Consider the following 24,318-nt stretch of genomic DNA (forward strand, 5'->3'; position numbering starts at 1 on the left):
AACATCATAGGATATCTATTAAATAGTATTCCAATTAAATAGCCAATCAATTAATTAGGTGCACTAAGTATATTCCTGTGCAAATTGAAAGTCAAACAACAAATTCACACCAAAAAACCGTGACTTGAAAGCCACGGTTTCGAACCCAATATAGACAAATCAGGACTGCGAAGCAGAGACCGTTTTCAATGCAGATGCAAAAGGGAAATACTCCTTCGCATTGTTGTAGGCAATGCCCTGTACGATCTGTCCAAGTAGTTCCATATCATGGGGTACCTCGCCTTGTTCGGCCCATTCACCGATGAGGTTGCAGACCAGACGGCGGAAATACTCATGTCTTGTGTACGAGAGAAAACTGCGGGAATCGGTCAGCATGCCAACAAAGCGGCTGATTAGACCTACATTCGCCAGCGCCTTCATTTGAGCCAGCATGCCGTCCTTCGTATCGTTAAACCACCAGGCCGCACCAAGCTGGATTTTGCCTGGAATGCCGCCGCCCTGGAAGCTGCCCATAATCGCTGCGAGCACTTCATTGTCCCGAGGATTCAGGGAATACAGGATTGTTTTTGGTAACGCCTGCTCCTGATCAAGTGCATCCAACAGGCCGATGACTGCCGAGGAAAGTGGCGTATCATTCACCGCATCATATCCGGTATCCGGGCCAAGCTGGGCGAACATCCGACTGTTATTGTTGCGGGCAGCATTAATATGGAACTGCATCACCCAGCCACGATCTGCATACAGTTTGCCGAGGAAAGTCAACGTTACCGTCTTGTACTTGTCCTCTTCTTCCCGGCTAACCTTCTGCCCCGCGAGAGCCTTGGCAAATATAGCCCCTGCTTCCTCCTGTGTAGCCGCACCGAAAGGTACATAATCCAGTGCATGATCCGATACTCTGCCTCCTACAGAATGGAAGAACTCCACCCGTGATTCAAGGGCAGCAAGGAATGAATCATAATCGGAGATCGCTGTTCCAGCTGCCTGTGATAGCTTGCCCACCCATTCCGAGAAGGTATCCCGGTTCAATTCGAGCCCTTTATCTGGGCGGAATGAAGGCAGTACGGCCGTATCAAATCCTTCAATCTCCTGAATCTTCAGGTGATATTCCAGGGAATCACATGGATCATCGGTTGTGCATACCACGGTGACATTGGATTTGGTAATGAGATCACGTGCACCAAACCCGGCACTGTTCAATTTTGCATTTACTTTTTCCCAGATGGCGGGGGCGCTCGTCTCATTCAACACTTCATAGACACCGAAATAACGCTGTAATTCCAGATGAGACCACGCGTACAGCGGGTTACCAATCATCATGGGTACGGTTTTGGCATACGCCAGAAAACGATCGTAATCCGTTACGCCTTCTCCTCCCGTAATGTATTGCTCCTCAATTCCGTTTGCGCGCATCAGCCGCCACTTGTAGTGATCACCGTATAACCAAGCCTCTGTAATATTGCCAAAGGTCTTATTCTCGTAGATTTCCTGTGGACTGAGATGGCAATGATAGTCAATAATCGGCATGTCTTTCGCATAATCTTCATATAACTTGATCGCCGTTTCATTATGCAGTAAAAATTGTTCATCCAGAAAAGATTTCATTCGCCTCGCACGCTCCCTTTAGGTGAGTTTACGTTCATATGGGTTCACTTCCCGATCTTTACGCTACACTGTTTGCCCACAAAGTTCAATATAAAATGATAGCGTTATCACAAAAGGTTGATTTAGGCATATATCCTGGAACAAGGTATACTGTTTTTAATTGCAATTATGCTGATTTGAAGATTGTGAGAAGGAGATGAATTCAATGAAAATTACATTTCTCGGTACAGGAGACATGTTCAGCGTAGAGCAGCACCACAACAGTATGCTGGCTGAATTCGGCGATACCCATCTGGTGATTGATTTTCCAGAGTCGAATGCGAAAGCATTGAAAGAATACGGGTTTCCAATGACGAATATTCACAATGTGTTTATTACCCATCTGCATGAAGACCATATTAACGGAGTACAGATGCTTGGATATTATTCACAGATTGTGGGCGACCGCAAGCCACGTCTGTTTATCCACGAAGAACTGGTTGATCCGTTATGGAATATTTTATCCCCAGGCATGCGTTATACAACCGATGGAGAGCGTACGATGAACGACTATTACGATATCGTACCTTTACCGGATGGAGGCATATTTGAGCTGGGGGGCTTGACGTTTGAGACTTTTCGAACACAACACGTGCCGGGCATGATCAGCAATGGCCTGCTTGCGAAGCCCTACTTCTACTATAGCGCGGATAGCACACTGGATCAGGAGCGGGTGCAGCAGGCCACCGCAGACGTACAGCTGATTTTCCATGAATGTCATATGCATGATCTGGTGATCAAATCACACACCTCACTAAAAGATCTGCAACAGCTGCCTGCCGAAATAAGACAGAAAACCGTGCTCATGCATTATCATGATGAATACGCCGATGCGGACAAACGGGCACAGTTCAATCAAGAGCATGATCTAAGAATGGCGGGCACGCTGGAGTCATTTGAATTGGGAGTGTAACACGCAACTTGAGCCATATGTAGCTCCAAAATGAAGAGGCAGCATCCATTCAATTTCCTTTGAAAGAGTTGATCGGGTGCTGCCTTTTTATTGATCTTCGCTCCATGACTTCATAAATTCAATAGTTTCAGGAGATGGGTCAGCTTTAACATGAATGTAATCTTCCGTTCGCTGATCATTTGGTCCGTAGGAAATTTTGATATACATATCCTGATAGGTTTTAATGATATTGCTGTGGATCTCCGCCTTTGGCTTCAAAATATAATCTCTGAGTAAACTCAATCCCAACGGTTCTTTTCCAGGCCCCAGTGTAATCTCGTGCGTATTTGCAGTATTGGAGTTAAGGAGCTCTGTGGCATTGATGCTATTCATCAAGGATGGATCAAGTGTAAAAGACTGTATCACATTGACCATTGGTACCCGGGCCTCTTTAACAGAAATCTCATATATAATGCGGTCCAGATCAGATTCATGATTAACTCTAACAGTAGCAGTCAAGCTATAGTCATCTGGCAAACGCTTCTGAAAGGAATCCGGGTTTTTCAGCAAACGCTGGGTCAGATCTCTTCGCTCAGTATTCAGCGTATAATTATCCGTTCGCTTCGGTTCGCCCCTTGGCCCTTTGTTTGTTCCGAAACTGCAAGCCCCCAGACAAATCGATATCAACAGCAGCCACAACCCCAAATGTAGTAATCTATTCACCCGATTTCCCCCTCGGTATTATCTATCTAAGATGGTCAATATTCGATGTTATTAGCATTCGATATATTGGTTTATTATTCCATATAAGGATAACACGAAAAAGATCAGTCCACCTAACATAAAAAACCACCTGTCTGGCAGATGATTGCCAGTTCAGGTGGTATACTAGTCAATATGAAAACTTAATGACCCTTAGCGTTCTATTGAGCGGCAGATTTCTCACCCTGATCCGGGAGAGCCCATACGGAAACACCCCCGCCACATACATGAAAGGTTGCCCAGCCATCTTTCTCAATGGTAATGCTATCTTCACAGCTGTGCGTCAGATCGGTCCAGACTTCGCCAGCGCGGTGTTCGCCAACAAACATCCTTTTCTCACCATCATCACCATTCGAGATAACTACTGCACAACCGGAGCCTTCGATTTCTTCCACCCCACGACGTACCCATCCAATCGTGTTAGCGTGGTCGAAGTAATCCTCCTGCTCTCCATACGCTTTGTCGTAACGGGCGGACATCAGAATGTCCAGAATGTCCTTCTTGCCTTCAACAGGTTCGGGACCCCCAATGCCGTAGTAATCACCGTAAAAGACTACAGGGTAGCCGTCGCGACGCAGCAGCGTCAGCGCATATGCACTCGGCTTGAACCAATCGCCCACCCAGGATTCCAGCGCTTCATGCGGCTGGGAATCATGGTTATCAACAAACGTTACGGCATGTGTTGGATGCGTCTGCACCAAGGTATCATCAAAAATCTTGGAAAGATCGAAGTCCCGGCCAGCCAGAGAGGCTTCATGAAGTTTATAATGCAGGGACACATCGAACAGATCAATCTGATAGTCCACCGTATCCAGAAATTCACGGCATGCATCGAGATTGGAGTTCCAGAACTCACCTACAATGTAGAAATCCTGCCCCCGTTTGCGGAGCATCTCAGCAGCGAATTCCTTAATGAATTCGTGGTTGATATGCTTGATCGCATCCAGACGAAAACCGCTGCATTGCAGCGTATCGATGAGCCATTTTCCCCATTGGAGCATTTCCTGCCGGACATCCGGGTGATTGTAATCAATATTGGCGAACATCAGGTAATCATAGTTGCCGAACTCATCGTCGACATTTTGATTCCAGTTCTTGTTCTCCCCTGCAATGCGGAACACACCACTCCGTTCTTCCTTGGCATCATAGTCAGTGCCGTTGAAGTGTTCAGCGTTCCATTTGAAAGAGGAATATTGATCCCCACGGCCCGGAAAAGTGAATTTCGTCCAGCCCTCAATCTCGAACGGTTTGGAGATTTCCTTCAATCGATCATTGGGATCGACCTCAATCACCTTGAAGACTTCCGTCTCATCCGCACCCGCCTTATGGTTCATTACCAGATCCACATAAACGGCAACACCATTCTTCTGGCACTCGGCAATCGCCTCGACCAGTTCCTGCTTGGTGCCATATTTGGTGCGTACGCTGCCTTTCTGGTCAAATTCACCTAGATCGTACAGGTCATAGACGCCATAACCAGTATCCTCGGCAGATACGGCTTTGGTCACCGGAGGCACCCACACGGAGTCGAAGCCTTTGGCTTTCAGCTCTGGCGCCATTTCAGCTAATCGCTTCCAGTGGTTTCCGTCTGCGGCCAGGTGCCATTCAAAAAATTGCATCATCGTATGATTTCTCTTCATTCCCAACCGACCTCCTTGATTGCTTTCGAAGCGGACCATGGCACGGATCTCTATCGTCCTTGTTCGTTCTTCGTATGCTATCCAAGTAATACCCTTTTCGGCCTATGCTTCAATCATGCACAGAAAAGAAAGCTGAAAAAGTCTGCGATCGTTCTTTAGCTATAAATCGAACTAAAGAATATTTACACTTGCCACTCCGATGACAGAACAACCCTCTGATCGCTGTTATCCCCAGATTTTTTGGATTCCTTTTTCAAGGGGGAAAATCCGGGGATAAAGGCGAAGCCTTTGCTTCCGAAGTAGCTTTCTTACAGAAAGCTTGTAGCTTCGCTTCTTCAGGTTATTTCTGCCCTCTCCGTTCTCGTGTAAATGTTTAGTTCAATTCATATAAATATCATGAATTATTGGGGTGAAATCCGTGTGTAGTCCTGCCATTCCTCAGGCAGCAATGAGCGATACGGCTCCTCGGTGAAACGATCATCCACCAGCACCAACACGCCCTTGTCCTCTTCCGTACGAATCAGCCTGCCGCCTGCCTGCAATACCTTATTCATGCCGGGGAAAACATAGGCATAATTGAATCCGTTTCTCCCTGTCCGACTATAATAATCGCGGAGTACGTTGTTCTCCAGACCAATCTGGGGAAGTCCGGCCCCGACGACCACAACTCCATTCAGACGATCACCCGGCAGATCCACACCTTCAGAAAACACACCGCCCATAACGGCAAACACCAATCGTGTTCGTTCAGGATGGGGCTGGAACGCGTTCAGAAACGCCTCCCGTTCCTCTTCACTCATACCCTGCTCCTGCATCACGACTTCTGCCTCCCCCGGCTGTTCCATATACGTCCCATGTACTTCTCGCATATACGGATAGGAAGGGAAGAAGACGAGCAGATTGCTATGAGGCCACTCCGCAACCAACTGGCGCAGCATATTGGCAATTGGCTGTCTGGAACGTTCACGGTCCCGATAGCGAATCGATAATGGCAGCAATCTCACATCCAGCTGCTCCCGCTGGAAAGGCGAAGGAATACGCAGAGTATAATCTTCTTCCTCCGCACCTAGCATATCCCGGTAATAACCAAGGGGTGACAATGTCGCAGAGAAATGAATCGTGGAACGGAACCCTTTGGCAGTCTGTCGCAGCAGCACGGATGGATCAAGGCAGAACAGCTTCACTCGTACTTCACTTCGCACACATTCAGCATAGGTAATGAAGCGTTCATCGTACAGCTTGGCAATGCGCAGGAAATTCTGTGCGGTGAAATAGGCTTCCAGGAGCAATTCATCCGTCTCCGCATTTCCCGAACCGCCTTCGACAAGGCATTGCTCCGCAACCATGACAAAAGGCTCCAGCAGTTCAATCAGCTCCTCTGGCGCCTCCTGCTGCAGCAATTTGCCCTCTTCCCCGCCATTCTTGCGAAGCGTGATCAAATATTTGTCGATGGCACCCGTACGATCAGCAATAGCTTTAGCAGCGGTCACACTGCTGCCCAGCGTCTGGAATTCCCTTTTGACATCCAGAAAGACCGCCTTCTCCAGCTCTGCCGAAAACATCATTCGGCCCCGATCCACCAGATTATGCGCCTCATCGACCAGTAGAACCGTCTTACGCTTCTGCTCCTCCAACATGCGTTTGAGAGAGATGCGCGGATCAAAAATATAGTTATAGTCGCAGATCACCGCATCCGCTGCATACGCAGCATCCAGTGAAAATTCAAACGGACACACCCGATGCTTGCGCGCGTACTGTTCAATAACCGGGCGTGTCATCAACGTTTCATGCTCCAGCATATCCAGCACAGCTCCATTAATACGGTCATAGTATCCTTCACACATGCCGCATTGTCCCGTATCACAAGCTTCCTCTTCCTTGAAACAGATCTTGTCCTTCGCGGTCAGACTGATCACATGCATCTTCAACCCTTCCGCCTGCATCCGGGCAAAAGCCTCTTCTGCCGCAACACGCGTCGTTGTTCTTGCGGTCAGATAGAACAATCGTTTGGCTTCCCCTTCACCAATCGCCTTGACGGTGGGAAAGAGTACCGACATCGTTTTGCCAATACCCGTTGGCGCCTTCGCCATCAGTCCCTGCCCCTCGCGAATCGTCTTATATACCGCTCCTGCCAGCTTGCGCTGTCCCTCCCTGTATTTGCGAAAAGGAAAAGGCAGTTCTCGCACGCTTATATCGCGCTTCTCTTCATAAGCCACAATCATCTCAGCATATGGCGCATAACCAGCAACCAGCTCTGCTGCAAACTGTTCAAGCTCCTGCCGTTCCAGCATCCGCCGAAAACGTCTTTCTTCATTGTTCACTGTGTGCACGTACGTAAGCTGTACCTGCATACGGGGTTCATCATGCTGAACCGCGTACATATAGGCATACATCATGGCTTGAGCCCAGTGTACCGGGGCTCCATCGCCCAGATCGTCCAGATTTCCCGCAGTGGATTTGATCTCATCCACCGTCAGCTGACCATCCAGACGAATCAGCCCGTCACAACGTCCCTCTACCACGTAGGTCAAGTCTCCATGCTGCAGCTCCACTTCGAGAACCACTTCTTTCAGATCCTCTTCTGTGTAATCCTTCTGCACCCGCTGGTGTATCCGGGTTCCCTCCTGCATTGATGCATTGGTGCGAAACCCTGGACGTATGCTGCCACTGCGGTACACATATTCCACCAAAGGCCTGACTGATATTCGAATTGCGGTTGTCATGCGATCACCCGTTCTGTTTGTAGTCTCTATACTTTATCACGAAAAGCCGTGCTCAAACCAGCCAATCAGCGGATTGGACTCGCCCCCTCCCATATGCTATCTTGAGGAAGAATGTACGTAAATAAGGAGGCAGCTTCTATGTATATCTATTTGGTCCCTTCACCGATTCCGGATGCACTTGCTGCATATCCGCATCTGACTTTGCGCAGCGAGGAACAGGTTCGTTTGGCCATTGAATCAACAGAACGTTTGATGAACATCGAGTCCGATGACAACGTAGCGGCATATGAGGCCTTCGATACGGCAGGCTCCTGGACAGGCGGCGGTTACGCTGTTCTGAACAACATACCCGTAACCGAAGATGGACGGAACGACTTCGAGGAACGCTTCAAAAAACGTGCACGCAAAGTGGAAGACGAACCCGGTTTTGTCGGTATTCGTGTGCTTCGTCCGCTGAAGGATGATACGTATGTCGTACTTACTCTTTGGCAGTCCGAAGATCATTTCAAAAACTGGCAGCAGTCCCAAGCCTATAACCATGCTCACCGCAACCGCAGCAGTAGTGAAGGGCTGACAGCACAGAAGCCCACCATGTTTCCAAGACCATCATTCGTCACGACATTCACCATAGAGTAAATGAACGGGGAGCAAACCTGAAACGATGCTCCACGATGTACAAGTTTCAAATGTATTGTGATCATGCTTTGGGCAAGGTTCATTTGCACTTCAAAATGACAGCCCTTCCCGCCTCTTTCTTAATAGGAAGGGGCTTTTTTGGATATGCTATGTCCTGAATGACCCAAGCCCACCTCTTTTTATTCCAATAATTGCAAGCTACAAGCAATTAAGAAGTTCGTTACTTTTGACACGACATGCCATGAGATAGCATAATACTTGTTAAATGAAACTTCGGAAAGGAAGGAAGGCGGTATCTTGTCACGCAATTCACTCACCCGGTTTCTAAGCGGACCGTTTATAGTGTTCACCGTTATTATGATGATCAAAAGCTCTCTGGCCTGGATTGTGATCTTCGATGACATCCCCGTCTGGAAACCGCTGCTGACAGAGTTGCCGCTGATCTGGATCTGCTTCTGTCTGATTGAGTGGTTCGCAGCCAAACGCCGGATGTGGCTATATCTCGGATTAAATCTGGTGCTATCGGGCATCTTCTTCGCAGCCATCATGTACTACAAATATTATGGTGTTATCGTCAATTATCACGCGCTTGCACAGGTTAATCAGGTAACTTCAGTCAAGAGCAGCATGTTCTCTTTGCTTGATCCGTATTATTTGTTTATTTTTGCAGATATTCTGGTTATCGCAGGGATATTGATTCGTCGCCGGATCAAGCTCGGCGGGACTGAACGTCCAGGAAGAGTGCCGCTTGAACGAAGCGCCAGAAGACGAATTGCCTCGGTCATTCTGATCCTGTCGATGGTACTGTGCATGCTCAATATATACCCCAATCGCGCAAGCATGAGCGAGATCACACAAGCGGAGCAAATGGGGATTCTCGGATATGAAGCATACACCATCCTGGCGGATCGGCCGGATAAACCCGTGCCCCTTGATCAAATTGATCAGAATCATATCAACGAAATTAAACAAACGACCGCATTACCTTCTGTTGTGGAGCAGGGCGCAGCCAAGGGGCGCAACGTCATTGTCCTCCAGCTCGAATCATTCCAGAACTTTCTGATCGGATTGCAGGTGGACGGCCAGGAAGTTACACCCCATCTGAATGAGCTGGCCGGACAAAGCCTGTATTTCCCCAACTTTTATCAGCAAGTGGGACAGGGAAATACGTCGGATGCCGAGTTTGTGGTGAATACGTCGTTTTATACACCACCCAACGGAGCCGCAACTACCGTCTATGCCAATAAGGAGCTTCCAAGTCTGCCCAGACTAATGTCCGCAAACGGTTACCAGACAGCCACATTCCATACGAATGATGTGCACTTCTGGAATCGCGATCAGTTATACAAGGCGCTTGGATTCGACCATTATTATGATATTAAATATTTCGGAACAGAGGATTCCATCGCTTTCTCAGCATCGGATGAGGTGTTGTACAGCAAGACACTCGATAAACTCGAGGCCATGCAGGACACAGGGTCACCCTTCTATGCACAAATTATTTCCATGTCGGCGCATCACCCTTACCATTTACCAGAAGATAAGGTCAGTCTGACGCTGCCAGAACGGTTCAATAATACGTTGCCTGGGGATTATCTTGTATCCCAGCACTATGCCGATCAGGCGGTGGGGCAATTTATTGAGGGACTGAAAGAACGCGGATTATGGGAAAATAGCTTGCTTGTTGTTTACGGTGACCATCTGGGTCTGCCCATCTACTCACTGGATCGGACCGATGAGACACTGATGCAGGAAATTTACGGTCGGGAGTACACGTCCGCAGACATGATCAATATTCCACTGATTGTAACGGCTCCTGGCATCACGCCGGCAGCTCAGCTGGAGCAGATCGGAGGACAGGTGGATATTCTGCCAACGATCGCCGGGTTAACCGGTGCCTCTCTCCAGAACCAACTGTATTTTGGGCAGGATCTGCTGCGTGAGGGAAATAATCTGCTGCCAGAGCGCTATTATCTGCCCTCCGGTTCCGTATTAAACGATGCTTCACTGTTCGTTCCAGAGACGGGATACGGTGATGGTACGCATTACTCTCTTGCCGATGCCGGGAGACAGGATTTCGTTTCGGCAGATCGTGATCAGGAGACACATTCGAACAATCTGAAGGATGAACCCGCAGTACCTGCATCCGTCATGCCAACAGAAGAGAACGAGAAATCGACCTCTTCCGAATATATTACGAAGGAACAGTACGAACGAGCTTTGGATCTTCTACACTTGTCCAACAGCTATCTGAGTCAGTTACCGAATCAAAATACAGTAAAATGATCCAACATGCATAATGAACTTATTTTTTACTATTCAATCAATGATAAAAAAAGACAAGAGCCCATGGAAAGGTCTGATACGGCCTGATTCATGGGCTCTTTCCATTCCATCTAACCTCAGAAATAATTCCAGTTGGTCAGCTATTTTTTTATAATCTAACACTTCCTCCCCCAATCCTCTAACAAAAAGACACCTATAATCACCCGAATTATCCATTGCCAACAAATTCCCCTCTTTAGTGAAGACACCTGGACGTTCCTGTTCCTTGAGCAGCGGTTTACAATGAAAGCGTATTATTCCTTGTTGAAGGAGGAGCATTATGAAATTTGACCTCAACTTTGTACCTTTCAGCCGCAGAGAATCGTTCCTTGCTGTCTCTCTTCTGCCTGAAAGCAAGAATAGACAGCAGGGCCTCTACCTACGAACTGTGCGGGGTGGAGATGATAAATTTGGTGAGGCGTTCCGTATTGAACTGTTGGATCAGCAGAATCAGACGATTCCATTCACGGCAGAAGCTTCTCCCGAAATCGTCCGGCTGAATTCACCAGTGACGCCGATCTTTGCCGAAATCTGTATTTCGGATAGTCATACCGTCCGATTCCGTTCAATAGGCTGCGGGATCCGGTTAACCTTTATCCCGGCAGCCTATGATTATGCATATGAAGTGAATAAGAATAGCTGGGAAGTGAACAGCTTTACCCATGAATGCCGTTTTATGCTGACTGGACTTGTGGGCGGAATGAAGATGGAAGTGCCGTGGGATAAGATCAAGAGCTCACGTGTGATTGCAGAGTTCACCGTAGATATGGACACAAATACGGCGGAGTTTGCCGTTGAGGAGTTCCGCACAGTATGGGAGCCTCGGCCAAAATGGAAATCCTTTGATGATGACGTAGAGGCGATCCGTACTGAATTTAGCCAGTGGCTTGACAGTAGTCTTGCGATCCCTGATCGCTGGCAGGATGCACGGGAGCTCGCGGCTTACATTACTTGGTCTTGCCTTGTTCCGGCGGAGGGATGTCTGACGCGTCCTGCCATGTATATGTCGAAGAACTGGATGACGAATATATGGAGCTGGGACCACTGCTTCAATGCGATGGCGCTTGTTCGCCATGATCCAAAGCTTGCATGGGACCAATTCATGATCTTTTTTGATCGACAAGATGAGAGCGGCTTGATTCCTGACTTTGTGAACGATAAATATGAACTTTGGAACTGCAACAAACCTCCTATTCATGGATGGACACTGGCCTGGATGATGAAACGTACGGATTATATCCGCGAGGCACAGCTTCGTGAAGTGTATGGTCCATTGTCCAAGTGGACGAAATGGTGGTTCCGGTATCGTGATGATGATGGTGATGGGATTCCCCAATATAACCACGGTAATGATTCCGGCTGGGATAACAGTACAGCATTTAATAATGGAATTCCCGTAGAAAGTCCGGATTTAGCTGCCTTTCTGATTATCCAGACAGAGCTTCTTGCTGAAATTGCTGGGTTGCTTGGGCTTACCGAGGAATCCTCTGAATGGAGAAAGCTGGCGGATGATACATTGGAGAAGATGATCAGCCACTTCTGGAAAGATGGAAGATTTATCTCCTTACGTTCAGGTACACATGAGCCTTCAGCTGGAGACAGTCTGCTGTTATTCGTTCCGATTCTACTTGGTAAACGCCTGCCGGAACCAATCAGAGATGTTCTTCTGAAAGGGCTCGGGGAGGAGAATCGCTTCCTGACGGAAAATGGTTGGGCGACCGAGAGCATAAGCAGCCCTTACTATATACCAGACGGGTACTGGCGCGGACCGATCTGGGCACCCTCGACCATGCTGCTCGTGGAAGGCGTAGCCGCAGCTGGCGACCTGGAGCTTGCTCAGGAAGTATCACGCCGCTTCTGCAATATGCTTAGCCGGAGTGGTATGGCGGAGAACTTCGACGCGCTGAGTGGTGAAGGCCTACGCGACAGGGCATTCACATGGACATCAAGTGTGTTCCTGATCCTTGGGCACGAGTACACAACCTAAAACGAATAATGCACGTCTTCGGCTGCTGTTTTAAACAGCTTTCCGGGGAGGTGCTTTTCCCTTTTCCCCGAAAAATTTTATTGCACACAGTAATTTGAAAGCGTTACCATGAAATGATTGGATTCTTCTATAGGCTCCCTGTCCATGCTAGAATGCAGGTAGATATAGTTATAGCGAGAGGGGAAGTCGTTTATGAACGTCCAGTGGTTCAGGCAGCTTAATAAACGTATTTTCTCTGGTTCCTACCGCAGTATACGGACCAAGCTGCTCTTCTGTTTTCTCATCGTCACTCTGATTCCTCTACTCTCTCTTGGTGCGTTGTCCTATTACCAATCTGCCAAAATTATTAATTCCCAGTTTGGCAAATATGGAGAAAATGCCGTAGCACAGTTGGAGCAACAAACAAGTTCATCTTTAAGCCGAATGAAACAAATGAGTGAAACGATCTACTCGTATTTACTTGATCCCGCCCATACAGATCTAAGGAATCAGGCCCCTGTGAGCTATAGTGAAATCATTGAGAAGAATGACTTTGAAGCCCTACTCAAATCGCTGCGGACGGATCTAACCGCAGGAATCTATATCATTACACCCTCCGGCTATTATTATGGAGAGAACAATTTGAATGTTGAGAAACTAAAAAATATTCCAGAATGGAAAACAAAACCCGCTTCTTATAAAGGAATATACTGGCTCGGCTTTTATATGCAAAATCATGAAATGAGCAGCTCAGGCGATTCGAATCTCCCCGTCCTTGGTCTCGCTGTTCCGATCCATAATTCCAACGGAACGCAAAACGGCAGTACCATACTCATAGAGGAGAATGCGCAGGAACTGATTCATATGTTCAAACTATTTGAGACAGATACGAAGTCACATCTGACCATTAAAGCTTCGGACGGAAGGCTTGTATATGAGAGCGCTTCAGCTTTTACGAAGCAGGATAGTGACATTACATGGAACCGGACCCTTGCCGTGAACCAGTGGACCATAGAAGCAAGATTGCCTGCCAAAGCCTTCTACCTGTCCTCGAGCATTATTCGGTCGAATACCATTGTCGTGGCAGTTATTTCATGTCTGCTTGCTTTTGGACTCGCCTATCTGTTCTCATCGAGGTTTACAGCGCGTATTCGTACGCTAAAGGATTCAATGCAGAAGGTCAGCTTCGGTAAACTGGATACACGAATGCCAATCGAAGGTAGAGATGAGCTGGGCAGCCTTGATATGAGCTTTAACCGGATGGTAAGCGGTGTCCAATCGCTCGTGCAAGAAGTGGAACAGAGCGAACGACTCAAGAAGGAAGCGGAGCTGAAGGCTTTCCATTATCAGATTAACCCCCATCTGCTGTTCAATACGTTGAACTCCATTCAGTGGAAGGCCCGTCTGGAAGGTGCTGATGATATTCGTCAGATGTTATATCACTTAACGATGGTGCTGGAAGGAAATCTGGATATATCGCAGGAACTGATCACGTTGGGCAGAGAGCTACGCATGATTGAGCATTTCCTGAAAATTCAGGAGATCAGGTACGGAAATGTTTTTAGCTATGAGCTAAGTTGTGAAGACTCGCTGAAGCAATATCTGATCCCGCGTATGACGCTGCAGCCGCTGTTTGAAAATATATTTTTCCACGGCTTCACGGATGGGATAGGTACAATCAAGCTGGATGTCATCGTAGAGAAGGATGAGCTTCTGCTGACTCTCAGGGATGATGGAGCGGGGATGACGGAAGAAAAACGGGAGCGGTTGCTTTTGCCAGATCCGAATCGTCGTGGACGCGGAGGGTTAGGCGTACAGAACGCAGACCAGAAATTCAAACTGCATTTCGGCCCACAGTACGGGCTTACGGTACATTCGACTAAGGGTGAGGGTACAACGATTGTCATTCATTGGCCCAAAGAGGAGGAGCGTCCGGATGGATACAGCAAAGAAAATTAAGGTGCTGATTGCAGATGATGAGAGCATTGTACGAAAAGGTCTACGCTCGACCGTACCTTGGGAGAGATTCGGGATGGAAGTTGTAGCTGACGCACCCAATGGACAAAAAGCCTGGGAAGCCTTTCTGGAGCATAGGCCTGAAATTGTCATTACAGATATTGTAATGCCAGAGATGGATGGCATTGAGCTGTCTCGCAAGATAAAGGAGATAGCGGCAAAGACCAAAATAATTCTGCTCAGCTGCCACCGGGATTTTGAATACGCGCAACAGGGAATTCAACTTGGGGCATCCGGATATCTCTTGAAGACCGCTTTTGAGGACGAAGAACTTGAAGAAATGTTAAATAAGTTCCAGCAGGAGCTGTCGGTCTCCCCTCCGCCCTCTCCAAAGGATCAAGAACGCATGGAAACGCTGCTCTTTGCATGGCTGAACGGGCATAGCTGTAAATTTCCAGAGGAGCTGGAGAAGCTGCATGGCGGTCCATGGCATTTTAATGGTGAGCCGCTGTTGATATATCTGATTCGAACAATAGAATGCGGAGCCTCTTGGACCGGTCTACTACAGGGTGCTGAGAAGAATGACCGTAGTATGTGCGAGGGTACGATCATTCCATATGGAGAAGAATACTGTTATTGGATCGTTCCTGATTCGCTGCGAGGGTCTGCAGACAGCCTTTTGGTAGAGAGCAAGAGCAAATTCAGTCAGCTGAAATGGACTCGCAAAGAATCGTTGCTCCACAGTGATGATCTGAAGCAGGCGTTCCAGAACCTTCATAAAGAAGCTGAGCTAGAGAGGCTGTATGGGATATCCGTAAATCATTGGCCAGATCCGATCTGGAAAGCCGTGAATCTACTATATGCTAATCCCGCAGCAGATTGGTCAGCCAGCGAACTGGCGGAAGAGGTTGGGCTCAGCCGCAGTCATTTCTCCATTCTGTTTAAGAAGGCTGTCGGTGATAGCTTCATTGCCTTCCAATATAAACGTAAATTGCGCCTTGCTTATGGTTTACTGCGGGATACACATCTAACCATGCAGGAAATTGCGGAGCGGACAGGACTTGGAGATAGCAAATATTTTAGCAAATGGTTCAAACGCTGTACGGGTCAGACCCCGAGCCATTACCGTGCCCAACAAAAAGACGACGAGTCCCGAACAGATTGACACCTGCTTCAATAAATCGAACAAAATCACAACAACATTCAAATAGATACACGTTTTGAACCGCTTTCATTCGAGTTACGATGAAAGCGGTTCAATTATTATAAACCTCATTGACAGGGGAGCTGACAATATGAAAAAGAGAACTTTACTCATTGTCCTTGCAACGACGCTGATGGTATCTATGCTGTCTGCATGCAGCGGTAACGCTGGAACAGCCAATCCGGAGAACGGCGGTTCGGATCAGACGAAGACGCTTCGTTTTGCAACCTGGGATACGGGGGACGCGCTCAAGATTGAGCAGGATATCGCCAAAAAGTTTGAAGCGGAACATCCCGGCACAAAGGTGCAGGTTGAGGCCTATGCGGACGGATTTGACCAGAAGCTTGCCGCAGGATTTGGAGCCGGTAACCCGCCAGACGTCATGTATATGTGGGACTTCCCTACCTACCATCAATCTCTTGAACCCCTGGATAGCTTCGCAGAAAAGGACAAAGACCTGAAGATAGATGATTTTTACAAAGGATTGTTCAACTACGGAAAAATTGACGATAAGCTGTACGGCATTCCGGCAGGCTTCACGACTCGTGTCGTCTACTATAACAAGAAGCTCTTTGATGCTGCTGGTGTCCCTTATCCCAAAGACGGATGGGAATGGAGTGAATTTCAGGATATCGCGAAGAAGTTGACGGACAATTCCAAGAAGCAGTACGGCTTTGGTGCCCGTGCCGAGAATGATACGTATGACTTGCAGGGCTTCGTCTGGAGCAACGGTGGCTCCTTTATTTCCCCGGATGGTAAAACCATTGAAGGCTACATGAACAGTAAGGAAACTGCTGAAGCTATCCAAATGTTTGGTGATATGGTGAAGAACGGCACCGCCGTGCTCACAGGTGGTAAAGGCCAGCAAAGCGGTGATGATATTTTTAAAGGCGGTAAGATTGCTATGTGGGAGAGCGGAATCTGGCCGCTCGAATCTTTCAAACAAGCGGGAATTGATGTAGGTACGGTCGAAATTCCAGCTTTCCCAGGCAAACCGGTTAAAGGTGTATTGGCCGAATCTGCGCTGTCTATTGCCAAAGACTCCAAGCACAAAGATCTAGCATGGGAATTCGTTAAATTTTATGTCTCTAATGAATCAATCAAAATGCGCGTTGCTGACCTGCCGGTACGACAAAGTGTTGTAAATGAGCTCAAGAAGGATCAGGACCCACTCTACAAACCTTATTACACGATGCTTGAGCGTTCGGACAACACACCTGCATTTCTACTCAATCCGAAGTGGAATGAAGTGAACCGACAGCTGTCGGCTGCGGTGGAAGCCGTCATGCACGGTAGCAATGCCCAAGAAGCGCTGAATCAGGCGGTTAAGGACAGCGAGCGATATTTGAAATAACACTTGTAGAAAGAAGGTTGGGAGATGGCTCAGACCTACCTGCAGAATACATCGGAACCGACAGCTACCCTTAAGGCCTTAAAAAAACGAAAATGGGGTGGGCTTGCCCCCTACCTCTTTATCTTCCCATGGATATTTGGATTTGTTTTCTTCACTTTAGGACCTCTGCTATTTTCACTGGTCATTTCATTTTTTGATTGGCCAATTGTCGGTAAAGTAACTTTTATCGGGATAGACAACTACGTAGAGATGTTTTCGAATGATCCACTTTTTTGGAAATCTTTATTTGTAACACTGAAATTTGCAGCCCTCTTCGTCCCGCTCAATATTGTAGTTGCACTAGGACTTGCCATGCTGCTAAATCAAAGGGTTAGAGGAAGCGCCATTTTTCGTACGGCATTTTATCTCCCCTCTGTAATCTCAGGTGTGGCGCTTGCTATGATCTGGTCCTGGGTATACAGCGGAGACTATGGAATCCTGAACTATTTCTTATCTGTCCTTGGCATTCAGGGGCCCGATTGGCTAAATGATACGAACTGGTCACTCGTTGCGATGGTCGTCGCCAGTCTCTGGGGACAAGGATCCATGATGCTTATTTTCCTAGCTGGACTTAAAGGCATTCCTAAGGACCTGTACGAATCGGCTTCAATCGACGGAGCAGGTAAAATCCGAAAGTTCTTGAGTGTAACCATTCCGATGATTACGCCAACCATTCTGTTCAATCTCATCACATCGATTATTGCAGCATTCCAGCAGCTAACCCTGGCTCTTCTACTCACGGGAGGCGGGCCAATGAAATCAACCTATTTCTATGCGATGTATATGTATGAGAACGCTTTCAAATATTTCAAGATGGGTTACTCTGCCGCCAACGCCTGGTTTATGTTCCTGATTGTGCTTACCTTGACGTTTCTGGTATTCAAATCTTCGGAAGCCTGGGTGTTCTATGAAGGTGAAATGAAAAAGAATCCGCAGAAGAAGCTTAAAGCCAGTAAAAGGGGGCGGTCCTGATGAAAAAAGTATTTGCTTACGCGTTGCTGATTTTGTTCTCACTGCTGTTCATCGCCCCACTCTTCTGGGCGGTGACCACGGCGCTGAAATCACCGCAGGAGCTTTATCTGTTTCCTCCCAAATGGATTCCGTCCGAATGGAAATTCAGTAACTTCGCAGAAGCATGGAACATCCAGCCCTTTAATCTATTTTTGAAAAATACACTGCTCGTTACGGTTTTATCCACCATAGGTCAGCTGATATCCTGCACACTCGTCGCTTACGGCTTCGCCAGATTCCAGTTCAAAGGGCGTGATTTCCTGTTTCTTGTCGTCCTGGCGACTATGATGATCCCGTGGGAAGTAACGATGATTCCGCAGTATATGGAGTTCAACTATTTGGGTTGGATCAACACACTCAAACCGCTGATTATTCCGTCGTGGTTCGGCTCTGCCTATTATATCTTTTTGTTACGGCAGTTCATTATGACCCTGCCCCGGGAGCTGGATGAAGCAGCGACGATTGACGGCGCCAGTAAAATGACGATTCTGCTTCGAATCATCGTGCCTCTAATGGGACCTTCACTGATTCTGGTCTCCGTATTCCAGTTCATGAGTTGTTGGAATGACTATCTGGGACCGCTCATTTTCCTGAATGATCAGACGAAATATACGTTAACGCTTGGCCTATCTCAATTCAAGGGCATGTACGGTGTTGATATGCAGTCCATTATGGCCATCACCTGCTTAATTTCGATTCCTCCGCTTGCCATTTTCTTCTTCGCCCAGCGTTACATTGTCGGCGGAATTGCCACGACAGGTATTAAAGGATAGGACACATAGATAGATGAAGGGGATGACGATCATGAATGTTATAAACATTGAGCGCGACTGGGATAACCTCAGCGTGCTGGAGAGAAACCGTGCGAAGAGTCGCTCCTATTTTATTCCTCATTCTAATGCAGAAAGTGCTCTGAGCTATGACAGAGGAAGCTCTCCGTGGTTCAAATCGTTGAATGGCATTTGGAAATTCCAATTTGCTGAGGGGCCAGAGCTGGCACCCCCGGATTTTCATCAAAATGAATACGACACCTCAGGTTGGGATGATATCCCTGTCCCTGGCCACTGGCAGTTGCAAGGCTACGGAAATCCGCATTACACGGACCTGTACTATCCATTCCCTGTCGATCCTCCTCATGTACCTAATGATAATCCAACGGGTAGCTACGTAAGGGAATTCACGCTGCCAGACCATTGGGACGGAAGAGTTATTTCACTTAAGTTCGACGGTGTAGATAGCGCATTTCATGTATGGCTGAATGGTTCGTTTGTCGGGTACAGCCAAGGCAGCCGTCTGACATCAGAATTTGATCTGACCCCTCACCTGCAGACAGGAGTTAACCGTCTGGCAGTCCGGGTTTACCAGTGGTCCGACGGTAGTTATTTGGAGGACCAGGATATGTGGTGGATGAGTGGCATTTTCCGCGATGTCTATCTGGTCTCCGAGCCTTCAGCGTTACGCATTACAGATTATCGAGTTATAACCGAGCTAGATACCGAGTTTACAAATGCGGTACTGTCCGTTCGCTTAGACCTTAATGGAGAAGAAGTTCAGGGCAAGGTACAGTTGCAACTGCTGAATAAAGTTGGAACGCAGATCCTGTCTGCTGAGAAGAATCTAAGCCATTCTTCAAGCGTTGAGTTCAATCTGCCGGTGGCGAAGCCTTCCTTATGGAATGCCGAATCTCCTTATTTATATCATCTGATCATTTCATTGGTCGATTCGAACAATCAGGTTATAGAGACTGTTGCCCAACGTGTCGGGTTCCGCCGTGTGGAGGTCAGGGATGGACAGTTCTTGGTGAATGGCGTAGCAATCCTTCTCAAAGGTGTAAACCGACATGACCATCATCCAGATACGGGGCGAACCGTTACGGTATCCACCATGCGCGAAGATATCCAAATGATGAAGCAGCACAATATCAATGCGGTGCGGACAGCACATTATCCGAATGACCCGCGGTTCTATGATCTATGTGATGAGTACGGGCTATACGTTATGGAAGAGACGGACCTGGAGACGCACGGCTTCGAGCCGCTGGGCAATATTTCACGTCTTAGCGACGACCCGGCTTGGAAGGATGCTTATGTTGACCGTATCCGCCGTATGGTGGAGCGCGACAAAAATCACCCTTCCGTGATTTTCTGGTCTCTCGGCAATGAATCGGGCTTCGGCTGCAATTTCCGCGCGATGTCTGAGTGGTGCAAAGCCAATGATTCCACACGACTTATCCATTATGAAGAAGACCGTGAAGCGGAAGTATGTGATGTGGTGAGCACGATGTATTCTTCTGTGGAGAAAATGGAAGGCTTCGGCCAGCTAACCGATCATCCGAAGCCGCATATCCTATGTGAGTTTGCCCATGCGATGGGCAATGGACCCGGAGGGTTACGAACGTATTTTGACACCTTTGATGCTTATCGGCGCCTTCAAGGCGGATTTGTCTGGGAATGGATCGACCATGGGCTTAGCAGAACAACAATCGATGGCAAGACTGATTATGCTTACGGCGGCGATTACGGTGATGTACCGAATAACAGTAATTTTGTTATTGATGGGCTGGTTCGTCCAGACCGCACCCCCTCTCCGGGGCTCATTGAATATAAGAAAATTATCGAGCCTGTGAAGGTAGAAATGATAGACGCAGGAAAGATTCGCGTAACGAATCGGTATGATTTCGTGACACTGGATCATCTGCAGGTCCACTACAGTGTCACGGCTGATGGACGAACGTTTAACAGCGATGTACTCGTACTTCCACAGGTGGGCCCAGGTGATAGCACAGACTTATTCATTCCAAATTTGATAGATGAGCGGTCGATCCTTCTCGCTCCGGCTACAGAGATGTGGCTGAATGTCGGCTTCACGCTGGCAGCTGACTGTGCTTGGGCGGCGCAAGGGCATGAAGTAGCCTGGGCACAGTTTGCACTGCCAAGTCATTCAAGTTCGACTGTCTCTTCCCCATCGCAACTGCCTGCAGAGCAGAAATTGTCAGTCACCGAAGAAGGACGCCAGCTAGTTCTTGCGAATGACTGTTTCCGCATTTCTTTTAATCGTCTACATGCAGGGTTTACGTCCCTTCGCCTGAACGGAAAGGAGCTCATTCAACTTGGACCACGACTGAATTTCTGGCGCGCTCCGATTGATAACGATATGTATGTGCTCCCAGATTGGCGCAAGGCACACCTCGATCGACTGACCGAGCGGATAGACGATTTCCGCTGGGATCGATTGGATGAAACGTCTGTGCGTATGACTTGGACTTCACGCATAGCACCCCCTGTCTACGATTGGGGCTTCCGCTGTGAAACGTCCTATACGGTTACTGCAAGTGGACTAATCATTATAGATGTGAAGGGAATGCCGGAAGGAACACCCCCTGCTATGCTCCCGAAGATCGGTCTTCAAATGGAAGTTCCAGGTGATATAGACCGGGTGAAATGGTATGGCCGTGGACCGGGTGAGAGCTATTCGGATAGCCGGGAGGCCGGACGCTTCGGCGTATATCAGAGCAGTGTAGATGGATTATTCACGTCATATATTTATCCTCAGGAGAACGGAAATCGGACAGATGTAAGATGGGTGTCGATCGCTGATGGAGCAGGAATGGGTCTGCTGGCAGCAGGAGCCCCAACGCTTGATTTCAGCGCCAGACGTTACACCGACAGTGATCTGGAGAAGGCGCAGCATATGAGTGATTTGGCACCTCGTGATTTCATCACACTGAACCTGGATTACAGACAGAACGGACTGGGAAGCAACAGCTGCGGCCCAGCACAGTCCCCAGAGAATACGATTACGCCGGAAGCGTTCCAGTTCCGCATCTTGCTTCAGGCATATATGGCAGAGGATAGCTCTCCTGAACGGCTTAGCCGCCGAATGAGTATAGAAGCGATGCAACATGAAATGGAGGAGAATAAACATGCTTAATACACAGGACGTTTTGAATTTATCTGGCAAGGTAGCCGTCGTTACTGGTGGGGCATCAGGCATTGGGCTGGCCACCGCTGAGCTTCTGGCGAGCTTCGGGGCACATGTTGCCTTGATTGATATCAATGAGGCTGCGGGTAAAGAGGCAGTCGCCAGTATCCGTCAACAGGGAGGTCAGGCCAGCTTTTACTGCTGCAACGTGACCTCTTCCGCAGACTGTGAACGCACAGCATCAGAGATTGAATCAGTGCTTGGAGGGATTCACATCCTGTTCAATAACGCAGGCGTCATCCGCCGCAAAACGGTTACCGAGTTGGATGAAAGAGACTGGGATCTTGTACTGGATGTCTCGCTCAAAGGTGTCTTTCTCCTCTCTAAATATGTAATTCCCATTATGGAGCATAGCGGCGGAGGCAGCATCATTAACACAGGCTCAGGTTGGGGACTGAAAGGTGGAGACCGCGCAGCAGCTTATTGCGCCGCAAAAGCAGGCGTTGTCAATCTCACGCGTGCGATGGCTATCGACCATGGCGCAGCGAACATTCGAGTCAACTGTGTTTCACCAGGGGATACGGATACACCGCTCCTGCGTGACGAAGCGAAGCAGCTGCAGCAAGATGAGTCCGCATTTCTGGTTGCCTCTGCAGGAGGCAGACCACTGGAGCGTCTAGGCACACCGCGTGATATCGCGAATGCCGTATTATTCCTGGCGAGTGACTTGTCCTCATGGGTAACAGGTAGTGTGCTCGTTGTTGACGGAGGCGGAATTGCTTAGGGCGGATAAGTAAGAATATTTTCTCAACATATGAACGGAGGCGTTAATTGTGGCTCACAACAAAACATATGCCCATCCCTATATTCCAAATACCGTTCCGGAGGTCCGGGACGCGATGCTGAAAGAAATAGGTCTCACGTCTATGGAGCAGCTCCATGACGCGATTCCTGACAGCCTGAAGCTGCAGCGGAAGATGGATCTTCCGCCAGCCATGAACGAGTATGAACTGCGCCGACATATTGATGGACTGCTAGCGAAGAACAAGCATGGTGGAGATTATCTTAATTTTCTGGGTGCAGGATGCTGGCAGCATTTCATCCCGGCTGTATGCGACGAGATCAATCAGCGTTCTGAATTCGTGACAGCCTATGCTGGAGAACCTTACGAGGACCATGGTCGGTTCCAGGCCCTGTTCGAATATCAGAGCCTGCTTGCCGAACTCGTGGATATGGATGTCGTAAACGTTCCAACCTTCGACTGGGCTCAGGCGGCTTCCACTGCAATCCGCATGGCGGGACGTATTACAGGGCGCAAAATCGTGCTGCTCCCTCGTTCTGTAGATCCTGATAAGGCAGCAATTATTCGGAATTACTGCACCCCGGTCATGGATATCCAGTATGTTGACATCGATCAGGTGACAGGACGAATGGATCTGAATGATCTGCGTAACAAATTAAGTGACGATACGGCAGCGATATATTTTGAAAATCCCGGTTACCTTGGAATCATTGAGGATCAGGGAGCTGAAATATCTGAGCTTGCTCATAAAATAAATGCGGTATCTATTGTAGGTGTTGATCCCATTTCACTTGGAGTTCTGGAGCCACCAAGCCGTTACGGAGCGGATATCATTTGCGGAGATTTGCAGCCGCTGGGTATGCATATGAACTTTGGCGGTGGGCAGGCTGGCTTTATCGCAACACGTGATGAGGAAAAATACGTAATGGAATACCCTTCGCGACTATTTGGCATCGTGCCAACCGAGGTGGAAGGCGAATATGGCTTCGGGGATGTTGCCTATGAACGTACCTCATTCGCTCTTCGGGAGAAAGGCAAGGAATCGGTAGGAACTCAGACCGCTTTATGGGGTATTACGGCAGGAGTATATCTAGCCCTCCTCGGTCCCAACGGTATGCAGGAGGTCGGCAGTACCATTATCCAGAAATCGCATTACGCTGCGAAACAGATATCACGAATTCCAGGTGTGTCTCTTCGCTTCGAAAACGGCACCTTTTTCAAAGAGTTTGTTGTTGATTTTAATGATACAGGTCTAACCGTTGACGAGATCAACCAGAGACTAATGAAGACAGGGATTTTTGGAGGCAAGGATTTATCTTCATCCTACCCTGCGTGGGGTCAATGTGCACTCTACTGCGTCACGGAAACGCATACCCAGGCGGATTTGGACCGACTTGTCGATGCTCTTCGTTCCATTGTCAGCACATCATAATGATTATATAGAGG

The 24,318-nt window shown here is 48.2% G+C and carries 16 protein-coding genes; 12 read left to right on the top strand and 4 right to left on the bottom strand.

The window, feature by feature from the left end; all coding sequences use genetic code 11:
- Window positions 1-159: 159 nt before the first annotated feature.
- Window positions 160-1,602: a glucuronate isomerase gene (uxaC, locus tag Q0V21_RS20215; protein WP_301880329.1), complete on the bottom strand. Its 1,443-nt coding sequence runs from the start codon at window positions 1,600-1,602 to the stop codon at window positions 160-162.
- A gap of 205 nt (window positions 1,603-1,807) precedes the next feature.
- Here uxaC and Q0V21_RS20220 point away from each other — a divergent pair, with 205 nt between their 5' ends.
- Entirely contained in the window at window positions 1,808-2,554 is a 747-nt protein-coding gene (locus Q0V21_RS20220; RefSeq protein WP_079347874.1) for an MBL fold metallo-hydrolase, read from the top strand.
- Between the two features lie 87 nt (window positions 2,555-2,641).
- On the opposite strand, the gene Q0V21_RS20225 is transcribed toward Q0V21_RS20220, so the two are convergent.
- The 3 genes from Q0V21_RS20225 to Q0V21_RS20235 form a co-directional block, all read right to left on the bottom strand.
- Window positions 2,642-3,256, bottom strand: a complete 615-nt coding sequence (locus tag Q0V21_RS20225; RefSeq protein WP_143805439.1) for a hypothetical protein — start codon at window positions 3,254-3,256, stop codon at window positions 2,642-2,644.
- 200 nt (window positions 3,257-3,456) lie between these two features.
- Entirely contained in the window at window positions 3,457-4,935 is a 1,479-nt protein-coding gene (locus Q0V21_RS20230; protein WP_079347878.1) for an alpha-amylase, read from the bottom strand.
- Between the two features lie 401 nt (window positions 4,936-5,336).
- Entirely contained in the window at window positions 5,337-7,658 is a 2,322-nt protein-coding gene (locus Q0V21_RS20235; RefSeq protein WP_301880330.1) for a helicase C-terminal domain-containing protein, read from the bottom strand.
- Window positions 7,659-7,796: 138 nt separating this feature from the next.
- Between Q0V21_RS20235 and Q0V21_RS20240 the strand changes: the two genes are divergently transcribed.
- The 11 genes from Q0V21_RS20240 (at window position 7,797) to gcvPA (ending at window position 24,304) form a co-directional block, all read left to right on the top strand.
- Window positions 7,797-8,294 carry an antibiotic biosynthesis monooxygenase family protein gene (locus Q0V21_RS20240; RefSeq protein ID WP_301880331.1) on the top strand — a complete coding sequence of 166 codons (498 nt, stop codon included), beginning with the start codon at window positions 7,797-7,799 and terminating at the stop codon, window positions 8,292-8,294.
- Window positions 8,295-8,651: 357 nt separating this feature from the next.
- Window positions 8,652-10,580: an LTA synthase family protein gene (locus Q0V21_RS20245; RefSeq protein WP_443146340.1), complete on the top strand. Its 1,929-nt coding sequence runs from the start codon at window positions 8,652-8,654 to the stop codon at window positions 10,578-10,580.
- A 319-nt stretch (window positions 10,581-10,899) separates the two neighbouring features.
- Entirely contained in the window at window positions 10,900-12,606 is a 1,707-nt protein-coding gene (locus Q0V21_RS20250; protein ID WP_301880333.1) for an amylo-alpha-1,6-glucosidase, read from the top strand.
- 192 nt (window positions 12,607-12,798) lie between these two features.
- The gene (locus Q0V21_RS20255) at window positions 12,799-14,544 is read left to right on the top strand and encodes a sensor histidine kinase (RefSeq protein ID WP_301880335.1); all 1,746 of its coding nucleotides are present in this window, start codon (window positions 12,799-12,801) and stop codon (window positions 14,542-14,544) included.
- Window positions 14,522-15,706, top strand: a complete 1,185-nt coding sequence (locus Q0V21_RS20260; RefSeq protein ID WP_301880336.1) for a response regulator transcription factor — start codon at window positions 14,522-14,524, stop codon at window positions 15,704-15,706. Before Q0V21_RS20255 ends, Q0V21_RS20260 begins: the two co-directional genes overlap by 23 nt.
- 130 nt (window positions 15,707-15,836) lie before the next feature.
- The gene (locus Q0V21_RS20265; protein ID WP_094939622.1) at window positions 15,837-17,099 is read left to right on the top strand and encodes an ABC transporter substrate-binding protein; all 1,263 of its coding nucleotides are present in this window, start codon (window positions 15,837-15,839) and stop codon (window positions 17,097-17,099) included.
- Window positions 17,100-17,123: 24 nt separating this feature from the next.
- Complete coding sequence (locus Q0V21_RS20270) at window positions 17,124-18,110, top strand: carbohydrate ABC transporter permease (RefSeq protein WP_301246032.1); 987 nt, start codon at window positions 17,124-17,126, stop codon at window positions 18,108-18,110.
- Window positions 18,110-18,922: a carbohydrate ABC transporter permease gene (locus tag Q0V21_RS20275; RefSeq protein ID WP_024629878.1), complete on the top strand. Its 813-nt coding sequence runs from the start codon at window positions 18,110-18,112 to the stop codon at window positions 18,920-18,922. Before Q0V21_RS20270 ends, Q0V21_RS20275 begins: the two co-directional genes overlap by 1 nt.
- Before the next feature lie 31 nt (window positions 18,923-18,953).
- Window positions 18,954-22,079: a beta-galactosidase subunit alpha gene (ebgA, locus tag Q0V21_RS20280; RefSeq protein WP_301880341.1), complete on the top strand. Its 3,126-nt coding sequence runs from the start codon at window positions 18,954-18,956 to the stop codon at window positions 22,077-22,079.
- The gene (locus Q0V21_RS20285; protein ID WP_301880342.1) at window positions 22,072-22,854 is read left to right on the top strand and encodes an SDR family NAD(P)-dependent oxidoreductase; all 783 of its coding nucleotides are present in this window, start codon (window positions 22,072-22,074) and stop codon (window positions 22,852-22,854) included. Before ebgA ends, Q0V21_RS20285 begins: the two co-directional genes overlap by 8 nt.
- 49 nt (window positions 22,855-22,903) lie before the next feature.
- Window positions 22,904-24,304: an aminomethyl-transferring glycine dehydrogenase subunit GcvPA gene (gene gcvPA, locus Q0V21_RS20290; protein WP_301880343.1), complete on the top strand. Its 1,401-nt coding sequence runs from the start codon at window positions 22,904-22,906 to the stop codon at window positions 24,302-24,304.
- Window positions 24,305-24,318 lie beyond the last annotated feature (14 nt).

This window comes from Paenibacillus sp. 11B (genome assembly GCF_030487755.1).
Taxonomy (GTDB): Bacteria; Bacillota; Bacilli; order Paenibacillales; family Paenibacillaceae; genus Paenibacillus; species Paenibacillus vandeheii.